25 protein-coding genes and 1 pseudogene are annotated in these 20,670 nt (G+C 59.7%); 23 read left to right on the top strand and 3 right to left on the bottom strand.

Annotation, left to right across the window (positions count from 1 at the left end; genetic code table 11):
* Nucleotides 1-655 precede the first annotated feature (655 nt).
* From ABQ137_RS20650 to ABQ137_RS02130, 22 genes and pseudogenes are all read left to right on the top strand, one after another.
* Nucleotides 656-973, top strand: a complete 318-nt coding sequence (locus tag ABQ137_RS20650; RefSeq protein ID WP_485130039.1) for a MafI2 family immunity protein — start codon at nt 656-658, stop codon at nt 971-973.
* A gap of 70 nt (nt 974-1,043) precedes the next feature.
* Nucleotides 1,044-1,280 (top strand): hypothetical protein, encoded by a 237-nt coding sequence (locus tag ABQ137_RS02225; protein ID WP_146097017.1) that lies wholly within the window; start codon nt 1,044-1,046, stop codon nt 1,278-1,280.
* Nucleotides 1,226-1,642, top strand: a complete 417-nt coding sequence (locus ABQ137_RS20645) for a toxin-antitoxin system YwqK family antitoxin (protein WP_425524009.1) — start codon at nt 1,226-1,228, stop codon at nt 1,640-1,642. Before ABQ137_RS02225 ends, ABQ137_RS20645 begins: the two co-directional genes overlap by 55 nt.
* A 57-nt stretch (nt 1,643-1,699) precedes the next feature.
* Nucleotides 1,700-2,194 (top strand): hypothetical protein, encoded by a 495-nt coding sequence (locus ABQ137_RS02220; protein WP_184614670.1) that lies wholly within the window; start codon nt 1,700-1,702, stop codon nt 2,192-2,194.
* Nucleotides 2,195-2,563: 369 nt separating this feature from the next.
* The gene (locus ABQ137_RS02215; RefSeq protein WP_184515608.1) at nt 2,564-3,238 is read left to right on the top strand and encodes a hypothetical protein; all 675 of its coding nucleotides are present in this window, start codon (nt 2,564-2,566) and stop codon (nt 3,236-3,238) included.
* An 18-nt stretch (nt 3,239-3,256) separates the two neighbouring features.
* Nucleotides 3,257-3,589, top strand: a complete 333-nt coding sequence (locus ABQ137_RS02210; protein ID WP_184380994.1) for a hypothetical protein — start codon at nt 3,257-3,259, stop codon at nt 3,587-3,589.
* Between the two features lie 481 nt (nt 3,590-4,070).
* A pseudogene (locus ABQ137_RS02205) lies at nt 4,071-4,682 on the top strand (putative DNA-mimic protein).
* A 95-nt stretch (nt 4,683-4,777) separates the two neighbouring features.
* Nucleotides 4,778-5,305, top strand: a complete 528-nt coding sequence (locus ABQ137_RS02200; protein ID WP_184515602.1) for a hypothetical protein — start codon at nt 4,778-4,780, stop codon at nt 5,303-5,305.
* Between the two features lie 85 nt (nt 5,306-5,390).
* A complete protein-coding gene (locus ABQ137_RS02195) occupies nt 5,391-5,942 on the top strand; it encodes a DUF2314 domain-containing protein (RefSeq protein ID WP_184515599.1) in 552 nt (183 codons plus the stop codon).
* Nucleotides 5,943-6,495: 553 nt separating this feature from the next.
* Nucleotides 6,496-6,873: a DUF6559 family protein gene (locus ABQ137_RS02190; RefSeq protein WP_184515592.1), complete on the top strand. Its 378-nt coding sequence runs from the start codon at nt 6,496-6,498 to the stop codon at nt 6,871-6,873.
* Between the two features lie 94 nt (nt 6,874-6,967).
* Nucleotides 6,968-7,351 (top strand): hypothetical protein, encoded by a 384-nt coding sequence (locus ABQ137_RS02185; protein ID WP_046345387.1) that lies wholly within the window; start codon nt 6,968-6,970, stop codon nt 7,349-7,351.
* A 72-nt stretch (nt 7,352-7,423) separates the two neighbouring features.
* Nucleotides 7,424-7,825, top strand: a complete 402-nt coding sequence (locus ABQ137_RS02180) for a hypothetical protein (RefSeq protein WP_184515588.1) — start codon at nt 7,424-7,426, stop codon at nt 7,823-7,825.
* 57 nt (nt 7,826-7,882) lie between these two features.
* On the top strand, nt 7,883-8,347 hold the full coding sequence (locus tag ABQ137_RS02175) for a hypothetical protein (protein WP_046345385.1): 465 nt from the start codon (nt 7,883-7,885) through the stop codon (nt 8,345-8,347).
* Nucleotides 8,348-8,952: 605 nt separating this feature from the next.
* Nucleotides 8,953-9,174, top strand: a complete 222-nt coding sequence (locus tag ABQ137_RS02170) for a hypothetical protein (protein WP_184515585.1) — start codon at nt 8,953-8,955, stop codon at nt 9,172-9,174.
* A gap of 1,290 nt (nt 9,175-10,464) precedes the next feature.
* Entirely contained in the window at nt 10,465-10,791 is a 327-nt protein-coding gene (locus ABQ137_RS02165) for a hypothetical protein (protein WP_146095868.1), read from the top strand.
* A 67-nt stretch (nt 10,792-10,858) separates the two neighbouring features.
* A complete protein-coding gene (locus ABQ137_RS02160; protein WP_102255464.1) occupies nt 10,859-11,281 on the top strand; it encodes a YbbD-related protein in 423 nt (140 codons plus the stop codon).
* A gap of 367 nt (nt 11,282-11,648) precedes the next feature.
* Nucleotides 11,649-12,002, top strand: a complete 354-nt coding sequence (locus ABQ137_RS02155) for a SymE family type I addiction module toxin (RefSeq protein WP_349781051.1) — start codon at nt 11,649-11,651, stop codon at nt 12,000-12,002.
* A gap of 303 nt (nt 12,003-12,305) precedes the next feature.
* On the top strand, nt 12,306-12,614 hold the full coding sequence (locus ABQ137_RS02150; RefSeq protein WP_184515578.1) for a hypothetical protein: 309 nt from the start codon (nt 12,306-12,308) through the stop codon (nt 12,612-12,614).
* Nucleotides 12,615-13,094: 480 nt separating this feature from the next.
* Entirely contained in the window at nt 13,095-13,487 is a 393-nt protein-coding gene (locus tag ABQ137_RS02145; RefSeq protein WP_349781050.1) for a hypothetical protein, read from the top strand.
* Between the two features lie 401 nt (nt 13,488-13,888).
* Complete coding sequence (locus ABQ137_RS02140) at nt 13,889-14,692, top strand: hypothetical protein (protein ID WP_349781049.1); 804 nt, start codon at nt 13,889-13,891, stop codon at nt 14,690-14,692.
* A 169-nt stretch (nt 14,693-14,861) separates the two neighbouring features.
* Nucleotides 14,862-15,155 (top strand): glycine zipper domain-containing protein, encoded by a 294-nt coding sequence (locus ABQ137_RS02135; RefSeq protein WP_245229724.1) that lies wholly within the window; start codon nt 14,862-14,864, stop codon nt 15,153-15,155.
* A gap of 178 nt (nt 15,156-15,333) precedes the next feature.
* A complete protein-coding gene (locus ABQ137_RS02130) occupies nt 15,334-15,696 on the top strand; it encodes a YfeK family protein (RefSeq protein WP_104593745.1) in 363 nt (120 codons plus the stop codon).
* Between the two features lie 92 nt (nt 15,697-15,788).
* On the opposite strand, the gene ABQ137_RS02125 is transcribed toward ABQ137_RS02130, so the two are convergent.
* From ABQ137_RS02125 to ABQ137_RS02115, 3 genes are all read right to left on the bottom strand, one after another.
* Nucleotides 15,789-17,888: a methyl-accepting chemotaxis protein gene (locus ABQ137_RS02125; RefSeq protein ID WP_260400399.1), complete on the bottom strand. Its 2,100-nt coding sequence runs from the start codon at nt 17,886-17,888 to the stop codon at nt 15,789-15,791.
* A complete protein-coding gene (locus tag ABQ137_RS02120; RefSeq protein WP_126965415.1) occupies nt 17,885-18,382 on the bottom strand; it encodes a hypothetical protein in 498 nt (165 codons plus the stop codon). Before ABQ137_RS02120 ends, ABQ137_RS02125 begins: the two co-directional genes overlap by 4 nt.
* A 500-nt stretch (nt 18,383-18,882) precedes the next feature.
* A complete protein-coding gene (locus tag ABQ137_RS02115) occupies nt 18,883-19,317 on the bottom strand; it encodes a winged helix-turn-helix transcriptional regulator (RefSeq protein WP_046345376.1) in 435 nt (144 codons plus the stop codon).
* Between the two features lie 134 nt (nt 19,318-19,451).
* Between ABQ137_RS02115 and ABQ137_RS02110 the strand changes: the two genes are divergently transcribed.
* Nucleotides 19,452-20,339 carry an SDR family oxidoreductase gene (locus tag ABQ137_RS02110; RefSeq protein WP_184515566.1) on the top strand — a complete coding sequence of 296 codons (888 nt, stop codon included), beginning with the start codon at nt 19,452-19,454 and terminating at the stop codon, nt 20,337-20,339.
* Nucleotides 20,340-20,670 lie beyond the last annotated feature (331 nt).

Here is a 20,670-nt window from a genome sequence, read left to right as displayed (position 1 = left end):
AGCAAGCTGCATTCGCCCCGTATCGCGTGCCGTTTTATTCAGTCCCTTTCCAGCGCAGCCGTGCCTTGGGCCAAGTCCTTGTCGTTGCGGAGTTGCCATCTGGCCTGCTCTACTACGAGGATGTTGAGGAGGGATTTGAGGTTGGGGTGCTAGATGCTGACGGCATCCTGCAGGACCATGGCTGCAACCAGTTGGAGTTGACTCATGCGCTGTCGCGGGCAGGGCTCTAACAATTCATTCAAGCCGAACCCGCTTCGCGGGTCGGCTTAATTCGGGCGTTAGGCCGCTCATGAGTACATATGCAATTCTGGGGATGCTTGCAGTTGCGCTAGCTCTTTGGGGCTATGGCCTTTGGCGGCGCGGATTCTTCAGTGCACAAACTCTCCCAGTAGAGCGCCAGACCTATGGCATTCGTACTGCGCTATGGTTCGCTTCTATATTTATCGTGTCTTGGCCACTTCGACAGCATCGCGCCTCAATGGGTGACACTACTTACGTGATCGCAGCGCTGGCTATCCTTGCGCTCTTTTTTGTGATTGGTCTAGTTGCTACGAATTTCCTGGTCAAACGTGCTCGGGATCGTGTTGGCGCGGCCTAACAATTCATTCAAGCCGAACCCGCTTCGCGGGTCGGCTTAATTCCGGTGTTAGGCCTCATGAGCGACACTTTCGACCGTTCAATGTTGCTGCTCTCACTCCAGCGTGCACTTCTCGGCGAGGTGCACATTGAGCTGCGCCAAGCCTCAATCGAGGCTGATCCAACCTCAAAGACCGTTCGGCTCCGCTTCGAATACGACGGGTCTCCTCCGAGTCCGACACGGGAAAGTTGCTCTTGCTCCGCCGCCGAGGTCATCGCTGACTTTCCAGCGCAGTGGCAACTGGACGAGCAGCACCTTACTGTTCCCGTGCCTACAGCTCTGGAGCCATTGGCCCATGTTGCATGTCTTCGGGCCGAGCCTCAGCATGAGGCCTAACAATTCATTCAAGCCGAACCCGCTTCGCGGCTCGGCTTAACTCAGGCGTTAGGCCTCTGGGAAAAACTCAATGCTCACCTACGCAGATGGATCACCAATTCAAGTAGGAGACTCGGTGCTGCTGGAGCATGGCCAGACTCCTGGCACCGTTGAGCTTGTCGTTCTGACGCAAACCGAGATGGAGACCATCGGCGCTGAGGAGCCTGGCGTCATGCTTTTGTCAGCCCCATTTGGCCGCGTCTACCTGCCAAAATGGTTCCTGCAGCGCGAGCCTTTGCAGTATGTTCCTCACGGGCCGTCGGCCTAACAACTCATTCAATCCGAACCCGCTTCGCGGGTCGGCTTAATTCAGGCGTTAGGCCCCTTATGGCTAATTTGAACATTGCAGAAATTCCATATGAGTCAGGCGTTGTCCGCTTCCGATATTCGCGCTATCTGTCAGCGGATGGCTCTCGGTGGGTTCGACATGGCTTGTTCTGTGCCTACCATGAGGATGGCTCGCTCGCTTCTGAGGGAATCTACGAACAGGGACAGGAGCATGGCTTTTGGCGGGACTATCATCCCAACGGCCAACTTGCCGCCGACGGGCAGTACACACATGGCACCGAGACTGGCATTTGGCGCTACTGGTCAGAGGCCGGCGTTCCGGAGCTGTTGGACGGGGCCTAACAATTCATTCAAGCCGACGCCGCTTCGCGGTGCGGCTTAACTCAGGTGTTAGGCCGCATGAAAGCTAGCCGCATACTGTTTTTCCTAGTTTTGACGCTGCTCACCGAGCCTGCCATCGCGCATCAGGACCGCATACTTAGCCTTGAGCCCGACGGGTCGATCCCCGAGATTCCCGCATCGTTCGGCAAGGCATTTCTGGTTGTTGAGGGCTTAGGCACGAAGGCGCCTGTCGTTAAGCTTAAAATTGGCGCTCGTAGCACCGCTCTACCACTTTGCATGACGCGACTCATTAAAACGCGCCAGAGGTCAAGTATAAGACTGAGCGGATCCTGGTATCACGATGAGAGAATTGTACCTTTCTACATCAATGTTGAGTTTCCTGACCCTGGTCAAGAACAAGAAAAATATCCAAGATCAGGCCAGACGTTCTTGTTCAACCTGCGCACCCCTAGTCTTATAGACTCCAGCTCTCCTGAAGGCTGCAGAACAGTGTCCTCTGCGCTGCGGCCCAACAATTCATTCAAGCCGAACCTGCTTCGCGGGTCGGCTTAATTCAGGCGTTAGGCAGTGGTGGAGCAAATGCGTTGGTGGTTGCTGCTTCGGTGAGTTCGCAGGCGTGCATGCGGTTGGCTCCGGACAGCAGTCATCAGCATTGCTGGTTGCGGTAAGTTCGGTGCTTCGCCCTCGTACGTCACTTCCGCGCTGCGCTCGTTGCATTTGTCTTCGGGAGCAGCCCGCACCGGGGCGTCGCTGGGCAAGCTCCATCCCGCAAGCTGTGGCACACTCGGTCAAGGCGGCAGTGCTGGGGAGCAGGGTTGCACCATCCAACCTTCGCGACCACTCACTGCCTAACAACTCATTCAAGCCGAAGTTGCTTCGCAACTCGGCTTAATTCAAGCGTTAGCTGTACGAGGGAGATCAATGCAACTCGAAGAAGAGCTCGCAGCCTTCTACCGCAAGCATGGCTTCGGCGAAGACTCGGGCAAGCGTTCATTAACTGTGCCGGTCTACACTGGTTGCATGCTGGTCCCTTTGCCAAACGTTGAAACGCGGCATAAGTACCTGAAGTTCCACGACCTCCACCATTTAGTCGGGAGATACGGCGTTGGCCGTGTCGGCGAAGGGGAAGTTAGCGCCTGGGAGCTGGGCACTGGCTCCTTGCTGGCCTCCCCGACTCTCGCATTCATGAACCTCATCGCCCTATCTACGGGGCTCGTTCTAGAACCCAGGCGCATGTGGCGTGCTTTTGCTCGGGGCATGCGCAGCAGGAATCTTTACGCCGCTTCCGTGCGAGCGCGCGTGCAGAGCGGCGAATGGGAGAACGTCCGCGCGCTCCGCGGCTACCTGCTCGAAGTTCGCCTGCCGTCGCGCGTCGTCTCAACGCTGCGAGCAGCCGAGTTCGGTCTGTATGCTTTTTTAGCCATGGCAATCCACGCGCTCATAGCCGTGCCGGCCTTAGTTGCGCGCACGGTCACGGACATTGGGCTTGGTCTTAGCTTGTTCGAGATCGTGCGCCCAAAAAAGCGAGTGGATCTGGTCTACCGGCGCACAGCTAACAATTCGTCCAAGCCGACGCCGCTTCGCGGCGAGGCTTAACTCAGGTGTTAGGCAGCTATGAAAAATTCCGTCTCGCGCTTTCAAGGCAAATCGTTTGGTTGGGGGTTCATCCTTTTCATCGGTTTGTTTTCGGCGTCCGCTTTCTGGGGCGAGTCGGTGGGCCTTAGTAAATTGGCTGCCGCCGTTCTGTTCGGTGTGAGCGGTTTTATTCCATTCCTCATTCAGGCCTTTACTGGTTGCGCGCTTGATGGCGCGTGGGTAGCCAGATTCAGCCGCAGAGAGCATCCAACCAAGTATTGGCTGTTGCTTGCTCTTTCTGCTGCTATTGGCATCGGCTTCTCATATGACGCGTACAGCACGTACATGGAGGTTGCACATGTCGCGGCCTAACAATTCATTCAAGCCGAACCCGCATCGGGGCAGCGCTTGGGCGCTTTTCCGCTACGCTAGCCAACCGCTGCCCCGTTGCGGGTTCGGCTTAATTCAGGCGTTAGGCGGGCTATGACAGACCAACTCGGATCCGAACAAAGAGCATTACGCCAAGCAGTTGGTGAGGTGCTGCACTACATCTGGGATCCAATCGGAGTAGCAGGCGTTCCGCAAGCCCGTAATGAGTACGACGGCTACGTTGATCACATTTGCAGCCTGTTGTGGCATGGCGCCGACAACTCCGCAATCACAAGGCATCTTGTGCAGATTGCTGACCAACACATGGGACTTCCGGGAACGGAGACCCGTGCTGACCTCGCGGCCGATAAACTCCTGGAGTGGCGAGATGCGGTCGCACGCTAGCCCACCTAACAATTCATTCCAGCCGAACCCGCTTCGCAGGTAGACTTAATCCAGGCGTTAGAGCCCACATGGAGATGACATGGGTCTGAGTATTTCGGTCGGAGGCATGGAGGACCAAGAAATGTACGCTCCCGTGGCGCGAGCCTTAACGGAGGCGGGCTTGTCCGGTCACGCGGAGCCGCCAAGCTCTGAGGACGAGCCGTTCTTCTCCTGCCAGATGTGGGGCTATTCAGGGCTCCACTACCTGCGGAGGCTGGCTGCGTACATCGGCCAAGGGCTCGATGTACCCGGGCCGGCAGACGACGATCCGGCTGCAGACCCCGTGCTTGCCGAGTACTACGATCTCTTGGCCCCGGGCTTTGAGCATCTCGTACTTCACAGCGATGCCGAAGGCTTTTACGCACCCCAAGATTTCGAGTCGGTCATATTCCCAAGTGAGGAGGTCGATTTGCCCGGAGGCATGCTCGGCTCGTCCCCGAGGCTTCTAGAAGAATGTCGCCGCCTAGCGGCATGGCTGTAACTTCCGCCAGAAATAGATCCTGAAAGTGAGGAAGTTTGGGAGGCTGCCGATCTGCAGCAGCAGCCCGGACTAAAGTGGAAGCAATACGGTATTGAGTCGTTTACGTGCCTCCGCCTCATTGGGGCAGCAGAGGCGTCTGTGTTCTCCGGAGCTGCAATCGTGTTCTGCTAAGTGGGCTCTAACAATTTATCCAAGCCGACGCCGCTTAGCGACGCGGCTTAACTCAGGCGTTAGGCGCTAAACAATCTTTCTGGCGAGACCAAGCAATGTCAGAGCAAAGTTGGCTTACTTACACCGGAGCAATTGCGGGCATCATCGGCGCCGTCACTGGCATCGCTGGGGCTGTTCTCGCTTTCCTGGCATTTCGACGCACTGGCCAGCTCAAATCCCTTGATCTTCGCCTAGAGCTCCGTCGCGCCGAAATCACGTTGCATTCGGATATCCACGGTCTGGCTCCCCTGCTGGAGAGCGCAAAGACCTCACGGACGCGGCTCGCTGCCGCTCAAGGCGCCTATAATTCTGGCGCTACAAAGCATTGGCTTGCTCAATGGGATGCAGACTTGGCAGATGCCAGCTCGCTCATTGAGGGCGCGTCCGTTTTGGCTATTGATTGCTCAGCATTCTCTCAAGCAGAGCTCGAGGCGCGACTTGTCACGGTTCATAAGCTTCAGCGTCGAGTTGCTCAATTTGCTGGCAAGTACCAAGGTTCACTTGCTGCGGATGATGTTAGTCGGGAGCAGCTTCGAGCAGATCAACAGGTAATCACTCAGGCGCGCATCGAGGGCAAGATATGAGGCATGCGTCTAACAATTCATTCAAGCCGAACCCGCTTCGTGGGTAGACTTAATTCAAGCGTTAGGGGCAGCGGGAGTGAGCAACGTGGGCAAGATCCTTGGGTTCGTACGCGGCGTGCTGGGCATTGGCCAAGCCGATGCCACCAGCAAATTTGAGCAACCACAAGACGAACCTCTGTTTATGGCGATGCCCAACGGGGAGCTTGCGGACGCCGCCCGAGCAGCTAACGGCTCGCTAGGCCACTTTCGTCAGCTCCTAGCCGATGGGACGCCGACTGACGTCTCGTCAATGGTAAAAACACGCATCTCTGACCCGGCAAGTGGCGTGATGTGGCTTTGGCTAACCGTGGATTCCGCTACGCCTTCTGGATTCAACGCGTCAGTCTTCGAGGCGCCGCCTGAGTTCACTGACCTCTCTCCCGGCACAAGGAAGTTCGTGCCGGAATCAGAAGTAGCGGATTGGGCTTTGGTCAGCTCGGGCGTTATGCAAGGTGGCTACTCGCTTCGCATTCAACGAAGCCGCCTTCCTGCAGCCGAGCGCGAGCCGTTTGATCGCTACATCGGAGTGAGTAGTTATGCACCGCTGCCTGCCCCTAACAATTCGTCCAAGCCGACGCCGCTTCGCGGCGCGGCTTAACTCAGGTGTTAGAATTGATTAGAACGTTTGTCGCCGTTATAACGGCCGTTCTGGGAGCAGCACTTGCGCCGGCCCTGGCTTTTTTTTCTACCTGTATGGCCTTGAACGGAAAAGTACTATTCATTCAAGCCGAAGCCGCTTCGCGAGCTGGCTCAATTCAGGCGTTAGGCTGCTATGGGACAACCACTCGGTTCTGAACAAAAAGCCATGCATCGCATTGTCAGTGAGGTTCTCCATTACATCTGGGATCCCATTGGCATCGCTGGATCTGTCGGCGCACGAGATGAGTACGATGGGTATGCTGACCACGTCTTCTCGCTGCTCTGGGATGGCACGGACGCATCATCAATTGCGCAATATCTCGTAAACGTAGCTGGCGAACGCATGGGGCTTTCTGGCACAGAGTCGCGAGCGTCGCTGGCAGCTGACAAGTTGGTGGAGTGGCGTGCCGAGCTGCTTAGAATACCGCCTAACAATTCATTCAAGCCTAAGCCGCTTCGCGGGCCAGCTTAATTCAGGCGTTAGGCGCTACAGACAGATCAAAGGAGTGCGTATGAATACAATAGCGCAACCGGCCCCATGCGCTATTAGCCCGAAGGACAAAAAGGCGCAGGCACAGGCAGTGGGCGAAGATCTCGTCCGGCACTATGGGAAGCGAAAGTTCTATACCGTCGAACAGGTCCGAGAGTCGAACCGGCGCCGGAAGGTTGACATTGATGTGGCCTGTTGGTCACACGCGATGTTCAACTCGCACGAGGAATTTGACCGCCTGCATTCTGGGATCGCTGAGGTTTTCAATTACGCGGCAATGAAGTCAGACATGCTGCGGGCAGTTGCCACAAACGGTTCGGGCGGCTGGTTCAATTGGGATATGTCCTGGCTGGATTTTCCAGACCTAGACTTCTCGCTTTTCGACTTCTTGGATCTGTAACTGGTTACACAGCGGTAGCGCCTAACAATTCATCAAGCCGAATCCGCCTCGCGGGTCGGCTTCATTCAGGCGTTAGGCCGTACAGGGGGCTCTGTTGCAATCTCTCAAATTCTTCGCATTATCGTGTTTGGCGGTGGTCGTGTTTGATGCGGTCGCATCTCTCGCGTCTCTGGTGCTTGGCTTTCCTTACACTTACGCAGCGTTCGGATCCGCTATTCTCTACATCGCATTTGCATTCTTCGCTGCTCGTAAGTTTGGGTTCTGGGCTGCAGTTTTGCTCGGTTTAGCTATGGGCATCACTGATGCAACGCTTGGCTGGGCCGTCTCTTGGGCCATTGGTCCAGGCCGCCTTGCCGCAGGCACTCTTACCCTGTCGGTTTGGCTCTACACTGCGACGTTCGTCGTAGTCTCGGGCGCAATTTACGGGCTCATTGGCGATGGCATTGGTGCGCTCACGGGGCGGTGGCGTGTGGCCTAACAATTCATTCAAGCCGAACTGGCTTCGCGGGCCGGCTAAATTCAGGCGTTAGGGGCAAAAAGGATTACAGCCATGCATCAGGAAGCTGAAAGGACCATCAATCACGGCCTCAGCCTTGGTGCGAGACTGCTCCTTGGCGTCTTTGCCATGCTGTTTTGCGCCGTCATGGTCGTTGTTGCGCCGCCTACCGACAAGGCGATTTATTTCCACTTGTTTGCCGCTTTTTGCTTGCTACTCGCCCTTGCCTGCTTTACTCAAGGCCGAGTCAGGCAATTCATTGGCAGCCTCATTGGCTGCACCATCTTCGGTCTTGGCATCTGGTACCTTGTGGTCCAGCTTTCTAAGGCCCCAACTTGGCTTGGTGCGCGCAGTCAGCCATCAGTTCTAAACGCTTGCTTGTATCTCTTGTTTATCGGTTTTCCAGGTGCGGCATACGCTTATCGGGCACGCTTTGGCATGCGGCGTAAGTCCTAACCACTCATCCACGCGGACGGCTCCGCCGCCGATTAATTCCAGCTTTAGGCCGCACTGATGCAATCACACACTCTCGAACTATTTGCTGACTACTTCCAATTCTATCTCCAGGACGAGGGAGCGAGCGGCGACCTGTCGGATGCGTGGAGTCCAATAGCCATTCAACGCATGTTCGCTGTCTCAATGGGCGTGGTCGGGATCGGCACTGCGCGCAACATGTGCGTACCAGTTACGCTTGAGTTCCTGGATTCGGCGCCGTCTGCTGACTTCATGGAATTCGATCATGTTGTCGAGGGTTCACTCGCGATCACAAAAGGCCCGCTCGTTGTGGCTGGCTGCACGGACTACTTGCCTGATGCGGCACGCTTTGACTTGGCGCCTGGCGAGTACAGAGTCCGTCTTTCTTCTTCCGGCCTTTGCACGCTGTCGGAGGACGGGCTTGATGGCCAAGATCACTACCGCCTACAGCTTTGGCAAGCTTCGCCCACTGAACCAACCGTCCTTAAGCAGCGTGCGGTCTAACAATTCATTCAAACCGATGCCGCTTCGCGACGCGGCTTAATTCAAGCGTTAGTCCGCAAGGGAGATCGCGTGGAAGGCCCAACCAACAAGCTTCTCATCGTCGGCGGCGCACTGAGTGGCGTTGCAGCACTGGCACATCTTGCATGCTTGGTAGTGGGCGCACCGCTCTTCCGCCTCTTGGGCGCCGGAGAGCAGATGGCGCAACGTCACGCCGAAGGCAGCTGGTACCCCACAGTGGTCACGCTAGCAATCGCCACCATCTTGGCCATTTGGAGTGCGTACGCACTCTCGGCCGCAGGAGTATTCCGGCCGTTTCTGCTACGTCGAACAGTCCTTACGGCGATCACAGGTATTTACATCGTTCGCGGTGTGGCGTTTGTCCCGGTCATGGCCTACTTCCCTGGCAACAGCCTCACGTTCTGGGTCGTGAGCTCGGCGACCTGTCTCGCCATTGGTCTAGTGCACCTTGTGGGGCTTCGCCAGTCGTGGGGCAGGCTACGCCGGCTTGCGGCCTAACCATCCATTCAAGCCGAAACCGCTATACGGTTCGGCTTAACTCAGGCGTTAGGTCTGCTTTTTCGCAACTGACATTTGAGGCAAAGATCATGAGCGACTCCCGATTTTGCCGTTCCAACCCCTACTTAAAGATTGGCAGATCGCTGGTCTTGTTCGCCCTAGGAGTGATAGCTTTTACCTCGTTCTTTCTTCCGGATAGAGATCTCCAAGCTATTGTCCGCAACATCGGTGGCGTGGTGCTGCTTTGCGGCGCTGTCGTCTATGTGATCGGTCGGTTCGTGCAGGCCAAAGGTGCACGGGCGCAGGGCTGATAATCCATTCAAGCCGTCGCCGCTTGGCGGCGTTGCTTAACTCAGGCGTTCGCCGCTGTCAGGAGTCATCGCAAGAGGGAAAGGACACAAGCCGACGCAATCGCGAAGGCCATTTTGGGGCCGGATCTGCGTACTCAGGAGCAGATTCGCCAAAAGCGTATAGCGGAAACCGCTTATCTCGCCCGAAAGCGCAAAGTAGCATGGTTTGCTTTAGCGGGCTCGGGGATCGGTGCTGGCATTGCATACCTCATCGGCGTGCAGTTTCCAATCGGAGTGGTTTGGGGCGGGCTTGCGAGCTCTATAGTTGGCTGGTTGGTGACGCGCAGGTCCGGGGCCTAACAAGTCATTTAAGCCGTACCCGCTTCGCGGGTCGGCTCAACCAGGTGTTAGGCAGCAAAGCAGACATGATCGCAACTCTACTCATCGCACTTCTCGCTGCTAGCTCGTCGACTGTGCCTGCCACTGAGCAACCCGCGCTTCAATGCAACATTGGACCCGCCTTGAAGCAGTTCGGAGGCAATGAGTGGCTGATATATGGCTGCGCTGACGGGCATTCCGTAGTGGTCGCTGCCCGCGCGCCTAATCCCGCTGCTCCGTTCGTCTTTATCCTCACGCCGAATGGTAACGGTGGCATTGAGTTGCTCGGCGAAGGTACTGGGACCGAATCCGCCACCAAACCCGCGTATGACAGGCTCAGCAAGATGTCCAGCTCGGGCCTGGCTGCGCTTTTTCAGGAGGCTAGTCGTGCCAATCGGCGGTAAGCTGACGCCTAGCAATTCATTCAAGCCGAATCCGCTTCGCGAATCGGCTTGATTCTGGCGTTGGAACTCAGGAGGAGAGTGCTGTGAACTGGAAGCGCGTCGTCGGCTGGTCTGCTCTACTCATGATCTTGACCAGTGGTGTCGGTGTTCTTAGCGGAGTCTGGGTGGCTCACTCGCAGATCGAACCGGCGACGATTGACCAACTAGTAGAGAGAGCCCGCCTTTTCAGGCGTGTTGCAACTGGGCTTATTGCAGTCGTCTGCTATTGGCGCCTTGCCACTGGTGCCCCGACTCGTAGGGCCTGGCAGGTAGTTGCTGCATTCTTGCTAGTACAGCTGACGGACATGGCTCTGTCTTTGGCACTGGGTGCGCATGTCGGTGAGTTACTCGAGCCGTGGGGTATCTTGCGTTCTATGTTGTACGCACTAGCAGGCTACGTTCTAGCAACGCTGAGCCACAGCAACTCACCCAAGCCGAAACCGCTACGTGAGTCGGCTTAACTCAGGCGTTAGACCTAGCTGGAGATTTTATGGTATTCAAATGCTTGCTCATCGCTATGGCTGTCTTGTGCGCCTTTCTCGGATACCGCGTTCTTCGCCTGGAGTCTGAGGTGCATCAGCTACAACGCAATGCTGCCATCGCCATTCTCTCTGCAGAGATCGCGAACAAGAAGATCGGCGCCTTTGCACCATATTTTCGACAGGACAAAGAGGCATTTGCCAACGCGTGGATAGACGACTCAAACATGCCCGGCGCCGTGTTCCCGGAGGATGTGTTGGTGCCCCTCAAGAATGAACTCGCTCGCAAGCGATCGGACCCGTCATCCCAGAAGCTCAAAGCTGACACCTTCCGATAAGATAGGGCTAACAATTCACCTGAGCCGAAGCCGCTTCGCGGCTCGGCTTCACTCAGGCGTTAGCCGCATGAAAAAGATGCCAGTACTGTTGATTTCCTGCCTCTTGGCTGGAGGTTGCGACCATCTATCAGACACTGTGACGAGCAACTACCCCACCCTGGCCGATGCAAGATCCGATCAACTGTTCGGTCGCGGTTGGCTTCCCGACATACTTCCGCCCAGTACAACTGACATCCGCACATCCAACGACTTGGACAGCAATACATCTGTCGGTGAGTTCAGCTTCAAGAGCGGAGAAAGCTTCGCTTTCTACTCAAATCTTCAGCCCGGACTTCCCACATCATCGAGAATCGGCAGCTGGTCGGAAATCGTAGGAGACTACGCCGATACCGGACACACTCAATGGCAGTATCGAGACTCCGATACCACGTGGGCGTTCTTCTGCGAGCAGCAGGCAAACAAGTGTATGTATTACGCATGGCGCCGGTAGCTGCTAGCAATTGAGAATAAGGGGTCAGGCTTATTTTCCAGATGCCTCATCGGTATGGGCAACGGCTTCGTTGGACGCTGATCGGCTCCCTGCTTGTTGAGGCAGTTGACATCCCAACAAACACGCAGCAATCTCTTCCTCAAGGAGCGTAGAAACTCCTCGAACAGCGGTACCCACCTCCGTCAAACCGGTGGGTTTTTTGTGCCTGCAGCTTCTTGCGGGGGCAACCGACGCGATGCCTGCGTCGGGAGGGCGGCTAATACAACACCCTCCGGGGAAATACGCCCGCCGACTGTTCGCGGTTTCTAACCTCCCGACATCCCGTCGCCACCCGGCGGCGGGGCCTGTTCGTCAAGGAGGGCTTGCCATGCGTCGATCCACGTCCCGCCCCACCTCAGCGCGCAAGCGCGCCACGGTGCCACCGCCCACCGAGATCGGCTGGCACTCGCTCGACCCCTCGATCACGCCGCGGCGCTACTTGGAGCGCACCCCTATCCCAGAGCCCCGCCCCGATCCCGGCAAGCCGCGCCGCCTCGGCCACCCGCGTGCCCCGCAACACTGCACCGTCGGCTACGGCTACTACCCCGACAGCCACCAACGCATCCCCACGCTACGCCTACGCGGCCGCTGGCTGGAACAACTCGGCTTCACTATCGGCAGCAAACTCAACATACGCATGCGCAATGGCGAGCTGGTCGTCAGCGTGGCACCCAAGAACTAAGCAGATGCGTCGCGCAGCATGCAGACCAACGCCCGCATCAAGCGCAACGCGTTTAGCATCACACCTTGCGCGCTCACTGCTTCTCGCGCAGGAGGACAAAAGTGGAGCACCAAGCCGTCGTCCTGCATCTCACGTTGGATCAACTTGACTATGGCATAGCACATGGTCATGGGCAGCCGCGCTGGCATAACAAGCGTTTGTTGCAAAGGCTTGCAGCGATTGACGGCAATGGACGACTCGGCGAGGATCGTTTTTACGCCACACAGGCAACCCCGGTAATAGTCAGGCGACTTGGAGGTTTGGATGAAGTTGATGCTTCTATTGGGTGTGGTACTTGCGCTTGGCAATATCGTCGCATCGGTTGCCGTGCTTCGCGTTTCGGTGCTGTCGCCATCACAACGCGCATTGCAAGTTGCCCTCATCTGGCTTATTCCAGTCATTGGCGCGGTGGTTTGTGCGGCATTTGCTTCTTCTCAGTCAGCTGGCTCCACGTCGTCCGGTACAAGTGACCCGTTCTATCTGTCATCCGATGGTGGCGCATCGGGTGGTCAGGACATTGGTTTTTCCAGTTGCGATGCGGGGGACTCTGGCTGTGCCGGGAGCAGTGACTAGTGGCGACGCTTGGCAAGTCGTTCAAGCCGGATCCAGCTCGCGGTTCTGTTTAATCCAGTTGCTGGACCGCTAAGGATATTTCGAGAGAGACAGATGATTCTTTGGGGATGGGGCGAGCGTGTGCTGACCTTCGACCTGGCAGAGCATGAGCACTGCCAGAGGTGCGAGCAAGAGCAAGTCTTTACACTGCGTCTCAAGTACACGTACGGACACTTCTACCATCTTTTCGGATGGGTTATCTCCAAGCAGTACCAGCTCATTTGCCCCGTTTGCTCCCACGGCTGGATAGTTAACGCTTCGGCGGCGGAAGCGCAGATTGGGTGCAACCCAGTGCCGTTCCATCAGAGATCAGGATGGATTGTCATGCTCTTCCTTGCAGCAATCATTGGATTTGCCGCCGTGACGTATCAGCATGCGGCCTGACAATTCATTCGAGCCGAAGCCGCTTCGCCGGTCGACTCAACCTAGGTATTAGCCCCTATGAGAAAGATCGTTGCAGCTGTTGCTTTTCTCCTCTTCGCATCAGGCGTAGCCTGCTCGGCATCCACTCCGACGGTTGACGTCTCTGGCCTGTCCGAGGCTTCCATGAACTTCGATCAAGACGGAGTTGGGCCATTCCTGCATGAGTTGTCTAGCTCCCTCAGTACCAACCTCGACCCCGACGCACTCACAAATGCAATCGATGTGTTGCCGGTTGAGACAAGCGGAAACTGGGAGTTCTCGGTCAACTTGAATGGCAAGCACGAGCGCTTGGTGATCGTTGCGTTCAAGGATGACGTGGATGCTCCTGACCTTGCGTTCTACACGTCACCCGAGCTAGCTGCCAAACTTCAGCGACACCTTGAGTCATTTGCCCAAGCTCAGGGGTGGTAGGGCCCAACACTTCATTCAAGCGTTAGGCCGCCCTGCCCATGCGCGCGCATCCGAAATCAACAAAGACGTCAGTTGGATATCGCGCGCTTCGGCTATTCGGTGCGCTACTCGTGTTCCTCATTGTGTCCGTGACGTTCACCTGGTGGCATCACACCAGGACGCTCTCGCCCTGCGCCACGTCCGCCTCCATCGCAAGAGACCCAGTCGCATGCCATGCTGGCTTTTGGCTATTCGGCATCTCTTGGGCCGGGCTTGCCACCTTTTTGTTTACGCTCTTTGGCGTCTGCTTGTTCCTTTCATGGGGATGGTCCCTGACTCGCCGCGAGCGGAGCTAAAGCCTTAAAATTTGTCCAATCGCCCAGCGATCCGATCTACTACTCAAGCACACCGCCAAGGAAAGCATGTTCTCCATCTTCAAAAAGAAAGCCGCTCCGTTATTGATCGTTCGCGCCGATGGGCGAGAGTTGTGCCGCGTTACCGAGAGCGATGTCCCGTGTGAGCTCAAGCCTTCCGCATGGTTGAAGGCCAATAGCGTCCTGGAGTTTGCCGACTCGGCGGGAGAGGTGCATCGGCATGAACTTGGTGCTGCGACGGGGTGGTTCCACTTTTCCGTTCGCGTGCATCCCAACCTCGGGTGCCAGGCAGACTGTGTCATTTCGCAGACCGAGCAGCTCGATCCAGATGCGTTTGCGAATGGCCAAGCATCCGGGATCAGGTTTCAGCCGTTCTTTCTGCCGGGCGCCAGCGTCAGAAGTGCCACACTTGCAGGCAAGGGGTTGTTTGCCAGGGGGCTGCACTTCAATGGAATCGTCACCAGTGGCAATGTGGTGCTTTCCTGTGAGTGCGACCACTGCAAGCGTTCGTTCCTGATCCGCTCCTATCACGCGGGTTTTAGCAACGCGGGATACTTCTACTCGGGGTCCGGCAAGTACACCATCACCGTCGATAGCCATCTGCCTGGCAGCCCTGCAGCGCTGTCCGAGCCGGATGCCGAAGCGCTTGCTGTGCTGGAAGACGCATTACCGTTGGCACCGGATGGGTCCCGCTACGCCTACCTCAATCCTTTTCGCTGCCCGCATTGTTCCGAGCCTTACATCGATTTTGAGGCGAATCCGGGGCTGAGGGCGAGCGAGTACTACGGGAATTGCTTCGAGGGCTCAACGCTGCTGCGATACGCGCCGCCCGATGTTGAGCACTCTTCCTGATGACTCCATTGCTGCGTTGCCGCTGGTCTGTCCGAGCTCGCAAAGCAACGCTTTTATAACGAGTCCGAATGCGCTTGAGCAAGCGTGCATTGCCGTCTCATGTGCTGAAAATGAGCCTTGTTTGTTGGCGTGATGTCACGCTTCCGCTACGCAGCGCGGAGTTCCGGAGTTGCAACGCGAGCCCAAGACATTAGAATCGGTACGCGTGGTGCGCGTCAGTTCCCGCCTGCGCAATGTAATCGTCAGGTGGATCGCTTCAACTATCAACGAAGGAATGCTCATGTTGAAACCAGCAGATACCAAGCTCTATTCCAAATTGGTCGGCATCAGCATTGGCATCTTTGCAGCCGTGGGGGCTGCCCTCGGGGCAGCAATGGGCAACCTGCCGCAAGGCCTCGGCCTGGGGCTGTCGCTTGGCTCCGTGTTCGGCATTGCCTGGGCGCGTCGGCGTGGTGCCATCTGACGCCGGCATGAGGTGACACGCGCATGTCGCTCGGCCGACTGCGCTGTGCTGCCGCAGACGACGTTGATACCGCCTGGTAACCGGTGTGACATGCAGCCATGGCAGCGGATTCGCAGCTGTTTTGGTACCGCTCCTCAATGCCGGTCGGCAAGGCGCTGGCATGCGCTACCATGGGTCGATGAACGTTAAATCGTGTCTTGTAGTGTTCCTGCTCGGTGCCTGTGCATCGCTTTCGGCCCAAGGGGTTTCGCCCGCCACCACGCGTGAGGTCGATCAGCTTTTCAAGGTTCTTGCGCAATCCAACTGCGAATTTTCGCGCAATGGGTCGTGGTACGCGGCGCCCAAAGCCAGTGAACACTTGCAGCGCAAGTACGACTACTTGCAGAAGAAGGGGCTGGTGACGTCTACCGAATCCTTCATCGAGCTTGCTGCCACCAAGAGCAGCATGTCTGGTACGCCGTACCAAGTGCGCTGCGGTGGCGCTGCGCCGGTATCCAGCCAATCCTGGTTCACTGGCAAGCTGCGGGAGCTGCGCAAGTAATCGGCAGGCGTCAGCACCACAGCATCTGCCTGCAGCGCCGCCTGAAGCAGGCGCTGGCAACTGCCGCTGGACAGCAGATACGCTGATGTAAATCAGGCAACGCGCAGCCTCTGCACTGCCTCAGCGCTGCCATCGCGCTCATCGGCCACAAACGCACTCACTGCATCTTCCAGCTGCGCGGCATGGTCGCCCATGGCGCGTGCGGCGGCGCTGGCGTCCTGCATGCGGGTGACGCCGTCGCGCATGTCGGCGTCTACGCCGGCGAGGGTGTGATGCACCTGCGCGATGCTGCCGGCTTCCTGTTGCGAGGCGACGGCGATCCTGCTGAGCGTGCTGCTGACCTGGCCGATGGTGGCGACGATGTGCTGCATGCCTTCGCCGGCGTGGCGCACCTGCTGCACGCCGGCCTGCATATGCGTGACCGATTCGCCGATCAGCGTCTTGATATGGCTGGCGGCGGTGGACGAGCGCAATGCCAGCGCGCGCACCTCGCCCGCAACCACGGCGAAGCCGCGGCCTTCTTCGCCGGCGCGTGCGGCTTCGACGGCGGCATTCAGGGCCAGGATATTGGTCTGGAAGGCGATGCCGTCGATGACCGAGACGATGTCCTGGATGCGGCGCGAGGCCTGTTCCATCTGCTGCATGGTGCCCATCGCCTGGTGCATGGTGTCACCGCCGCTGCGTGCGGCCTCGGAAGCGGCGGCGGTGAGCTTGTCGGCGTCGGCCGCCTGCGCGGTGTGCTCCTGCATGGTGCCGAGCACGGCCTGCATCTGGGTGGCGGTGCGGCCCAGGGTGGCCGACTGGCGCTGCACCTGCTGCTCCAAGGCATCGTTGCGGGTCAGGATGTGGCCAGCGGCGTGATTGATCGCGGTGCTGGAGCTGCGGATCTGCGTGATGATGCGCGCCAGCTCGTCGGCGGTGGCATTGGCGTCGCGCTTCATCTGCTCGAACACGCCTTCGCAGTGGCGGTCGATACGCTGGGTCAGATCGCCACGCGACATCGCCGCCAGCATGCGACGCATGTCCTGCAGGCTGTCGTCGGTGATGGCCAGGAACTGGTTGACGCCCTCGGCCAGCTGGCCGAGCGTGCCGCTCCTAGCATTTCCCTGCAGACGGGCACCGAGCTCGCCACGCGCAGCCTGGGCAATGACCGTGGCCAGTTGCTCTTCCAGCGCCAGGTCCTGGGTGCGGTCCTGCCACTCCACCACCACGCCCAGCGAGGCGCCGTCGTCATCGCGGACCGGGGTGATGTTTTCCTGCAGTTGCAACGCCGCCAGCGCGCGCGTTTTGCTGCTGCCTGCGTCATGCCCCAGCTGCACCGCATCGGCAAGTGCGGTGTGCAGCACATGCGCATCGACCTGCGTGCTCAGTTGCTGGAACGATTGATTGCGATAGATGGCAGCGCCCTGCCCGTCGACGATGGCCACCGCCATTGCCGATGCATCCAGCGCCAGGCGGATACGGCGATTTTCCAGCAGCAGTTGCTGCTGTTGGGCGATGCGCTCTTCCACCTGCACGCTCATGCGCACCAGCGCCTGCGCCAGCGAGCCGCTGCGGAAGGGCTGCTGCAGGATGGCCGGCGGCAAGGTGGCGCCGGTGGCCAGGGTGTCGGCCAGTTCGGCCAGCGCTTCGGCCTCGTGGTCGAGGGCATCGACCTGGCGGCGCAGCTGGATGGCCATCACGCAGACGAAGGCGGTTTCGACGATCACGTAGCCGGCATGCAGCACCACGATGCCGAAGCCGCTGCCGACGGTGAACGCCTGCACCGGCATGCCGCGCGATTGCAGCCAGTAGAACGCCAGGTGATGCACGGCGATGGCGCCTGCGGCGACCACCACCGGCAGCCAGTCGCGGTAGTACAGCAGCAGCGCCAGGATCACGAACACGCCAAAGTGCATTTCCACCAGGCCATGCGCCTGCTGGATGGTGGCCGCGACCAGGGCCATCAGCACCAGCGCGTTGGTGATGCGGGTCAGGCGCGTGCCGGGGTTGGCCTGCACTTGCCAGGCCATCAGCAACAGGCTGGGCAGCGTGACCGCCAGAAACGTGGTCCATTGGCCCTGGTACCAGGCCAGGCCCAGCGAGCCGACGCTCTGCAGCACGGCCAGCCATAGAAACAGCCGGTCGGCCTTGATCGCCAGGCGGGTGGCGTAGGTGGAGGTCGGCGGCGCCGATGCGGACAGTTCCATCATGACAGCGACTCCACGGCACAGGGACAAGGGGACACCAGCGCGGCACCCGGGGTGCGCGCCAGGACATCGGGTAACCAGCGCGACCAATCCGCCGTGCCGGCGGTGCCGCACACGGCGCCGCCGTCTGCGGGGCCGGCGTAGCGCGGTTGGCCGTCGGCACCGAGCAGCCACACGGCATAGCCGCTGCCACGCAGCGCGGGGGTGTCGAGCATGCGCACCTGGCCGCCACGCGAACGTACCGCGCTGCTGAGCACGGCCCAGGCGCGATCGGCGGCCGGGTCGGTGCAGGCGCAGGCACCTGCGACGCCGATCAGCATCGGCGCCCGCTGCGCGGCCGGCAGGCTGGCCTGGACCTGCGCCCATGCACTGGCGACGTCGGTGGCTTGCGCACGTGGCGTGGTCCAGGCCACGGCGATCCAGCCGCACCACAGCGCGAGCAGGGCAGCGCCCAGGGTGCGTCGCGTTGAGGCGGACAGGGTGCCGAAGACGGGCATGGCGCAGCGGATTCGCGAGGTAAGGTGAGCCCCTTATCGGGTGCCGGTGCAGACGCTTGAGCCGGCTTGCGATTGAAATTAGCGATGGCAGCGATAGCACGCGCCAGGCCCGTTACGCCGCAAGGGTTTGCGGGCGTGCGTGGCGTGGCTGTGCTGGCAGTCGTTTATCCGGCGCGGGATTTTGTGAGCACGCGTTCACAGATCGACGGTGGGGCTGCTGCATGCATGGCAGGCCGTGGTGGCTGTGATGTCGTCACTCTGGATTCGGGTCCAGGTGCCAGGGCGTGCCCTCGACAGCGGCGATGCATGGCGAGTCCGCCACTGAGCCGCCTACGCTTCCGGGCCCGAGTATCGATGCCTCAACAACGCACATCTGGCAGACGCGGAAATCCATCCACCGCTGCGCCTGGTGCAAGCGCTTAGGCGATCCTCCAACGCGTCGAGGCGCCCACCCGGAAGTCAGCGCCGTCAGCTCGCTTGCCGATACTGCAAACCGGCGCTTACGCCAGCGCTTCGTCGGCATCCAGCGCAACCGCCGGCTGCTGGGCATGATCGAAGCGTTCGCGTGCAGAGCGGATGGCCGCGTGGTTCTCGCCTGCCCAGTTGAGCAGCTGCGAGATCGGGCCGAGCAGCGCCACGCCGAGCTTGGACAAGGCATATTCCACGCTGGGCGGCTTGGTCGCGTAGACCTTGCGGGTGATCATGCCATTGCGCTCGAGGTTGCGCAGGGTCTGGGTCAGCATGCGCTTGGAGATGTCCGGCACGGCGCGCTGGATGGCGCTGAAGCGGGAGGGGCCGGGGATCAGCGTCAGCAGGATCAGCATGGTCCATTTGTCGCCGATCTGGTCGAGCACGTCGCGCACCGGGCACTTGGTGGCGTCGAACGGCATACCTTGCAGGGACGGCGGCGGCGGAAACAGAGCAATCGCGTTCACTGGGATATCTCACGGTAACCAGGGGGTGGAAAACTGCCTCCTTGCGGAGGTTCGAACGGCCCTGACAATAGGTGCGCGGACCAAGAGTCTAGATAGTAGACCACACCTCTTATCAATACCTACTGGAGTTCACCATGACACACACCTCCCCCCTGATCCTCGTCACCGGCGCCAGCGGGCAGCTGGGCGCATTGGTGGTCGACGCATTGCTGGCGCGTGTCCCGGCCGCTCGGATCGTAGCAACGGCCCGCGATACTGCGTCACTCGCACAGTTCGCAAAACGCGACATCACCGTGCGTCGCGCCGACTACGCGGACCCGCAGAGCCTGGATCAGGCCTTCGCAGGTGTGGGCCGGGTGCTGCTGGTGTCGTCCAATGCGGTGGGCGAACGCGTGCCGCAGCACCGCAACGTGATCGAGGCCGCCAAGCGTGCCGGCGTGGAGTTGCTGGCCTATACGAGCGTGCTGCATGCCGATACCAGCACGCTGGCGCTGGCACCCGAGCATGTGGCCACCGAGGCGCTGCTGCGCGAGAGCGGCGTGCCGCACGTGCTGCTGCGCAATGGCTGGTACACCGAGAACTACACCGGCTCGATCGCGGCCGAGGTGGCGCATGGCGCGGTGATCGGCAGCGCCGGCGAGGGCAGGATCAGTGCGGCCACGCGCGCCGACTATGCCGAGGCCGCCGCAGCGGTGCTGGCCGCCGACACGCCGCAGGCCGGCAAGGTCTACGAACTGGCCGGCGATACGGCCTTCACGATGGCCGAGTATGCCGCCGAGGTGGCGCAGCAGTCGGGCAAGCCGGTGGCCTATCACGACCTGCCCGAAGCCGACTACGCGGCGGCCTTGGTGCAGATCGGCCTGCCGGCTGCATTCGCACAGGTGTTGGCGCAGTGCTCGGCCTCCTCGCGCGGCGGCAGCCTGTTCGACGACAGCCACACGCTGAGCCAGCTGATCGGCCGCCCGACCACCCCGCTGCGCGATGCGGTGGCGGCGGCATTGCAGGCGACGCCGGCCGGCTGAGCCGAGCCCTCGCACGGTGTTGCGCGACACCGTGCAGCCGCACCGGCCTGGCGCTACGCCACGCGGTGCGTGATCCGGCAAAGGCGGGCGATGACCCCGCCTTTGCCATGATTCTGAGTCATCGTCCTTTGCCCACGCGTTGGCGACGACGACAGCACGCCATGGCCGTGCACAGCACGCGCTTCGGCCTTTGCGTCGGCAGCTGCTCCTGGCGGCACCATCTGCCCATGGCACCGCAGGCCCGATGGCCAGCGGCAGCAACCAAAGCGTCACATCGGCGCCTGGTGCCCGCGCCGCGCGCCGCTGGGCCGGCCTTCTGCACGTCGCACAA

The sequence above is a fragment of the Xanthomonas sp. WHRI 8393 genome, from assembly GCF_040203315.1.
GTDB classification, from domain to species: Bacteria; Pseudomonadota; Gammaproteobacteria; order Xanthomonadales; family Xanthomonadaceae; genus Xanthomonas; species Xanthomonas arboricola.
The sequence above is the reverse complement of the archived record's forward strand: the minus strand, read 5'-3'. Positions and strand labels throughout refer to the sequence as shown.

What these genes read in the sequence shown, in the direction of transcription:
- ABQ137_RS20650 (WP_485130039.1), top strand. Translation starts at nt 656, where the DNA reads ATGAGCGACACTTTCGACCGTTCAATGTTGCTGCTCTCACTCCAGCGT.
- ABQ137_RS02225 (WP_146097017.1), top strand. Translation starts at nt 1,044, where the DNA reads ATGCTCACCTACGCAGATGGATCACCAATTCAAGTAGGAGACTCGGTG.
- ABQ137_RS20645 (WP_425524009.1), top strand. Translation starts at nt 1,226, where the DNA reads ATGGTTCCTGCAGCGCGAGCCTTTGCAGTATGTTCCTCACGGGCCGTC.
- ABQ137_RS02220 (WP_184614670.1), top strand. Translation starts at nt 1,700, where the DNA reads ATGAAAGCTAGCCGCATACTGTTTTTCCTAGTTTTGACGCTGCTCACC.
- ABQ137_RS02215 (WP_184515608.1), top strand. Translation starts at nt 2,564, where the DNA reads ATGCAACTCGAAGAAGAGCTCGCAGCCTTCTACCGCAAGCATGGCTTC.
- ABQ137_RS02210 (WP_184380994.1), top strand. Translation starts at nt 3,257, where the DNA reads ATGAAAAATTCCGTCTCGCGCTTTCAAGGCAAATCGTTTGGTTGGGGG.
- ABQ137_RS02200 (WP_184515602.1), top strand. Translation starts at nt 4,778, where the DNA reads ATGTCAGAGCAAAGTTGGCTTACTTACACCGGAGCAATTGCGGGCATC.
- ABQ137_RS02190 (WP_184515592.1), top strand. Translation starts at nt 6,496, where the DNA reads ATGAATACAATAGCGCAACCGGCCCCATGCGCTATTAGCCCGAAGGAC.
- ABQ137_RS02180 (WP_184515588.1), top strand. Translation starts at nt 7,424, where the DNA reads ATGCATCAGGAAGCTGAAAGGACCATCAATCACGGCCTCAGCCTTGGT.
- ABQ137_RS02175 (WP_046345385.1), top strand. Translation starts at nt 7,883, where the DNA reads ATGCAATCACACACTCTCGAACTATTTGCTGACTACTTCCAATTCTAT.
- ABQ137_RS02170 (WP_184515585.1), top strand. Translation starts at nt 8,953, where the DNA reads ATGAGCGACTCCCGATTTTGCCGTTCCAACCCCTACTTAAAGATTGGC.
- ABQ137_RS02165 (WP_146095868.1), top strand. Translation starts at nt 10,465, where the DNA reads ATGGTATTCAAATGCTTGCTCATCGCTATGGCTGTCTTGTGCGCCTTT.
- ABQ137_RS02160 (WP_102255464.1), top strand. Translation starts at nt 10,859, where the DNA reads ATGAAAAAGATGCCAGTACTGTTGATTTCCTGCCTCTTGGCTGGAGGT.
- ABQ137_RS02155 (WP_349781051.1), top strand. Translation starts at nt 11,649, where the DNA reads ATGCGTCGATCCACGTCCCGCCCCACCTCAGCGCGCAAGCGCGCCACG.
- ABQ137_RS02150 (WP_184515578.1), top strand. Translation starts at nt 12,306, where the DNA reads ATGAAGTTGATGCTTCTATTGGGTGTGGTACTTGCGCTTGGCAATATC.
- ABQ137_RS02145 (WP_349781050.1), top strand. Translation starts at nt 13,095, where the DNA reads ATGAGAAAGATCGTTGCAGCTGTTGCTTTTCTCCTCTTCGCATCAGGC.
- ABQ137_RS02140 (WP_349781049.1), top strand. Translation starts at nt 13,889, where the DNA reads ATGTTCTCCATCTTCAAAAAGAAAGCCGCTCCGTTATTGATCGTTCGC.
- ABQ137_RS02130 (WP_104593745.1), top strand. Translation starts at nt 15,334, where the DNA reads ATGAACGTTAAATCGTGTCTTGTAGTGTTCCTGCTCGGTGCCTGTGCA.
- ABQ137_RS02125 (WP_260400399.1), bottom strand. Translation starts at nt 17,888, where the DNA reads ATGATGGAACTGTCCGCATCGGCGCCGCCGACCTCCACCTACGCCACC.
- ABQ137_RS02120 (WP_126965415.1), bottom strand. Translation starts at nt 18,382, where the DNA reads ATGCCCGTCTTCGGCACCCTGTCCGCCTCAACGCGACGCACCCTGGGC.
- ABQ137_RS02110 (WP_184515566.1), top strand. Translation starts at nt 19,452, where the DNA reads ATGACACACACCTCCCCCCTGATCCTCGTCACCGGCGCCAGCGGGCAG.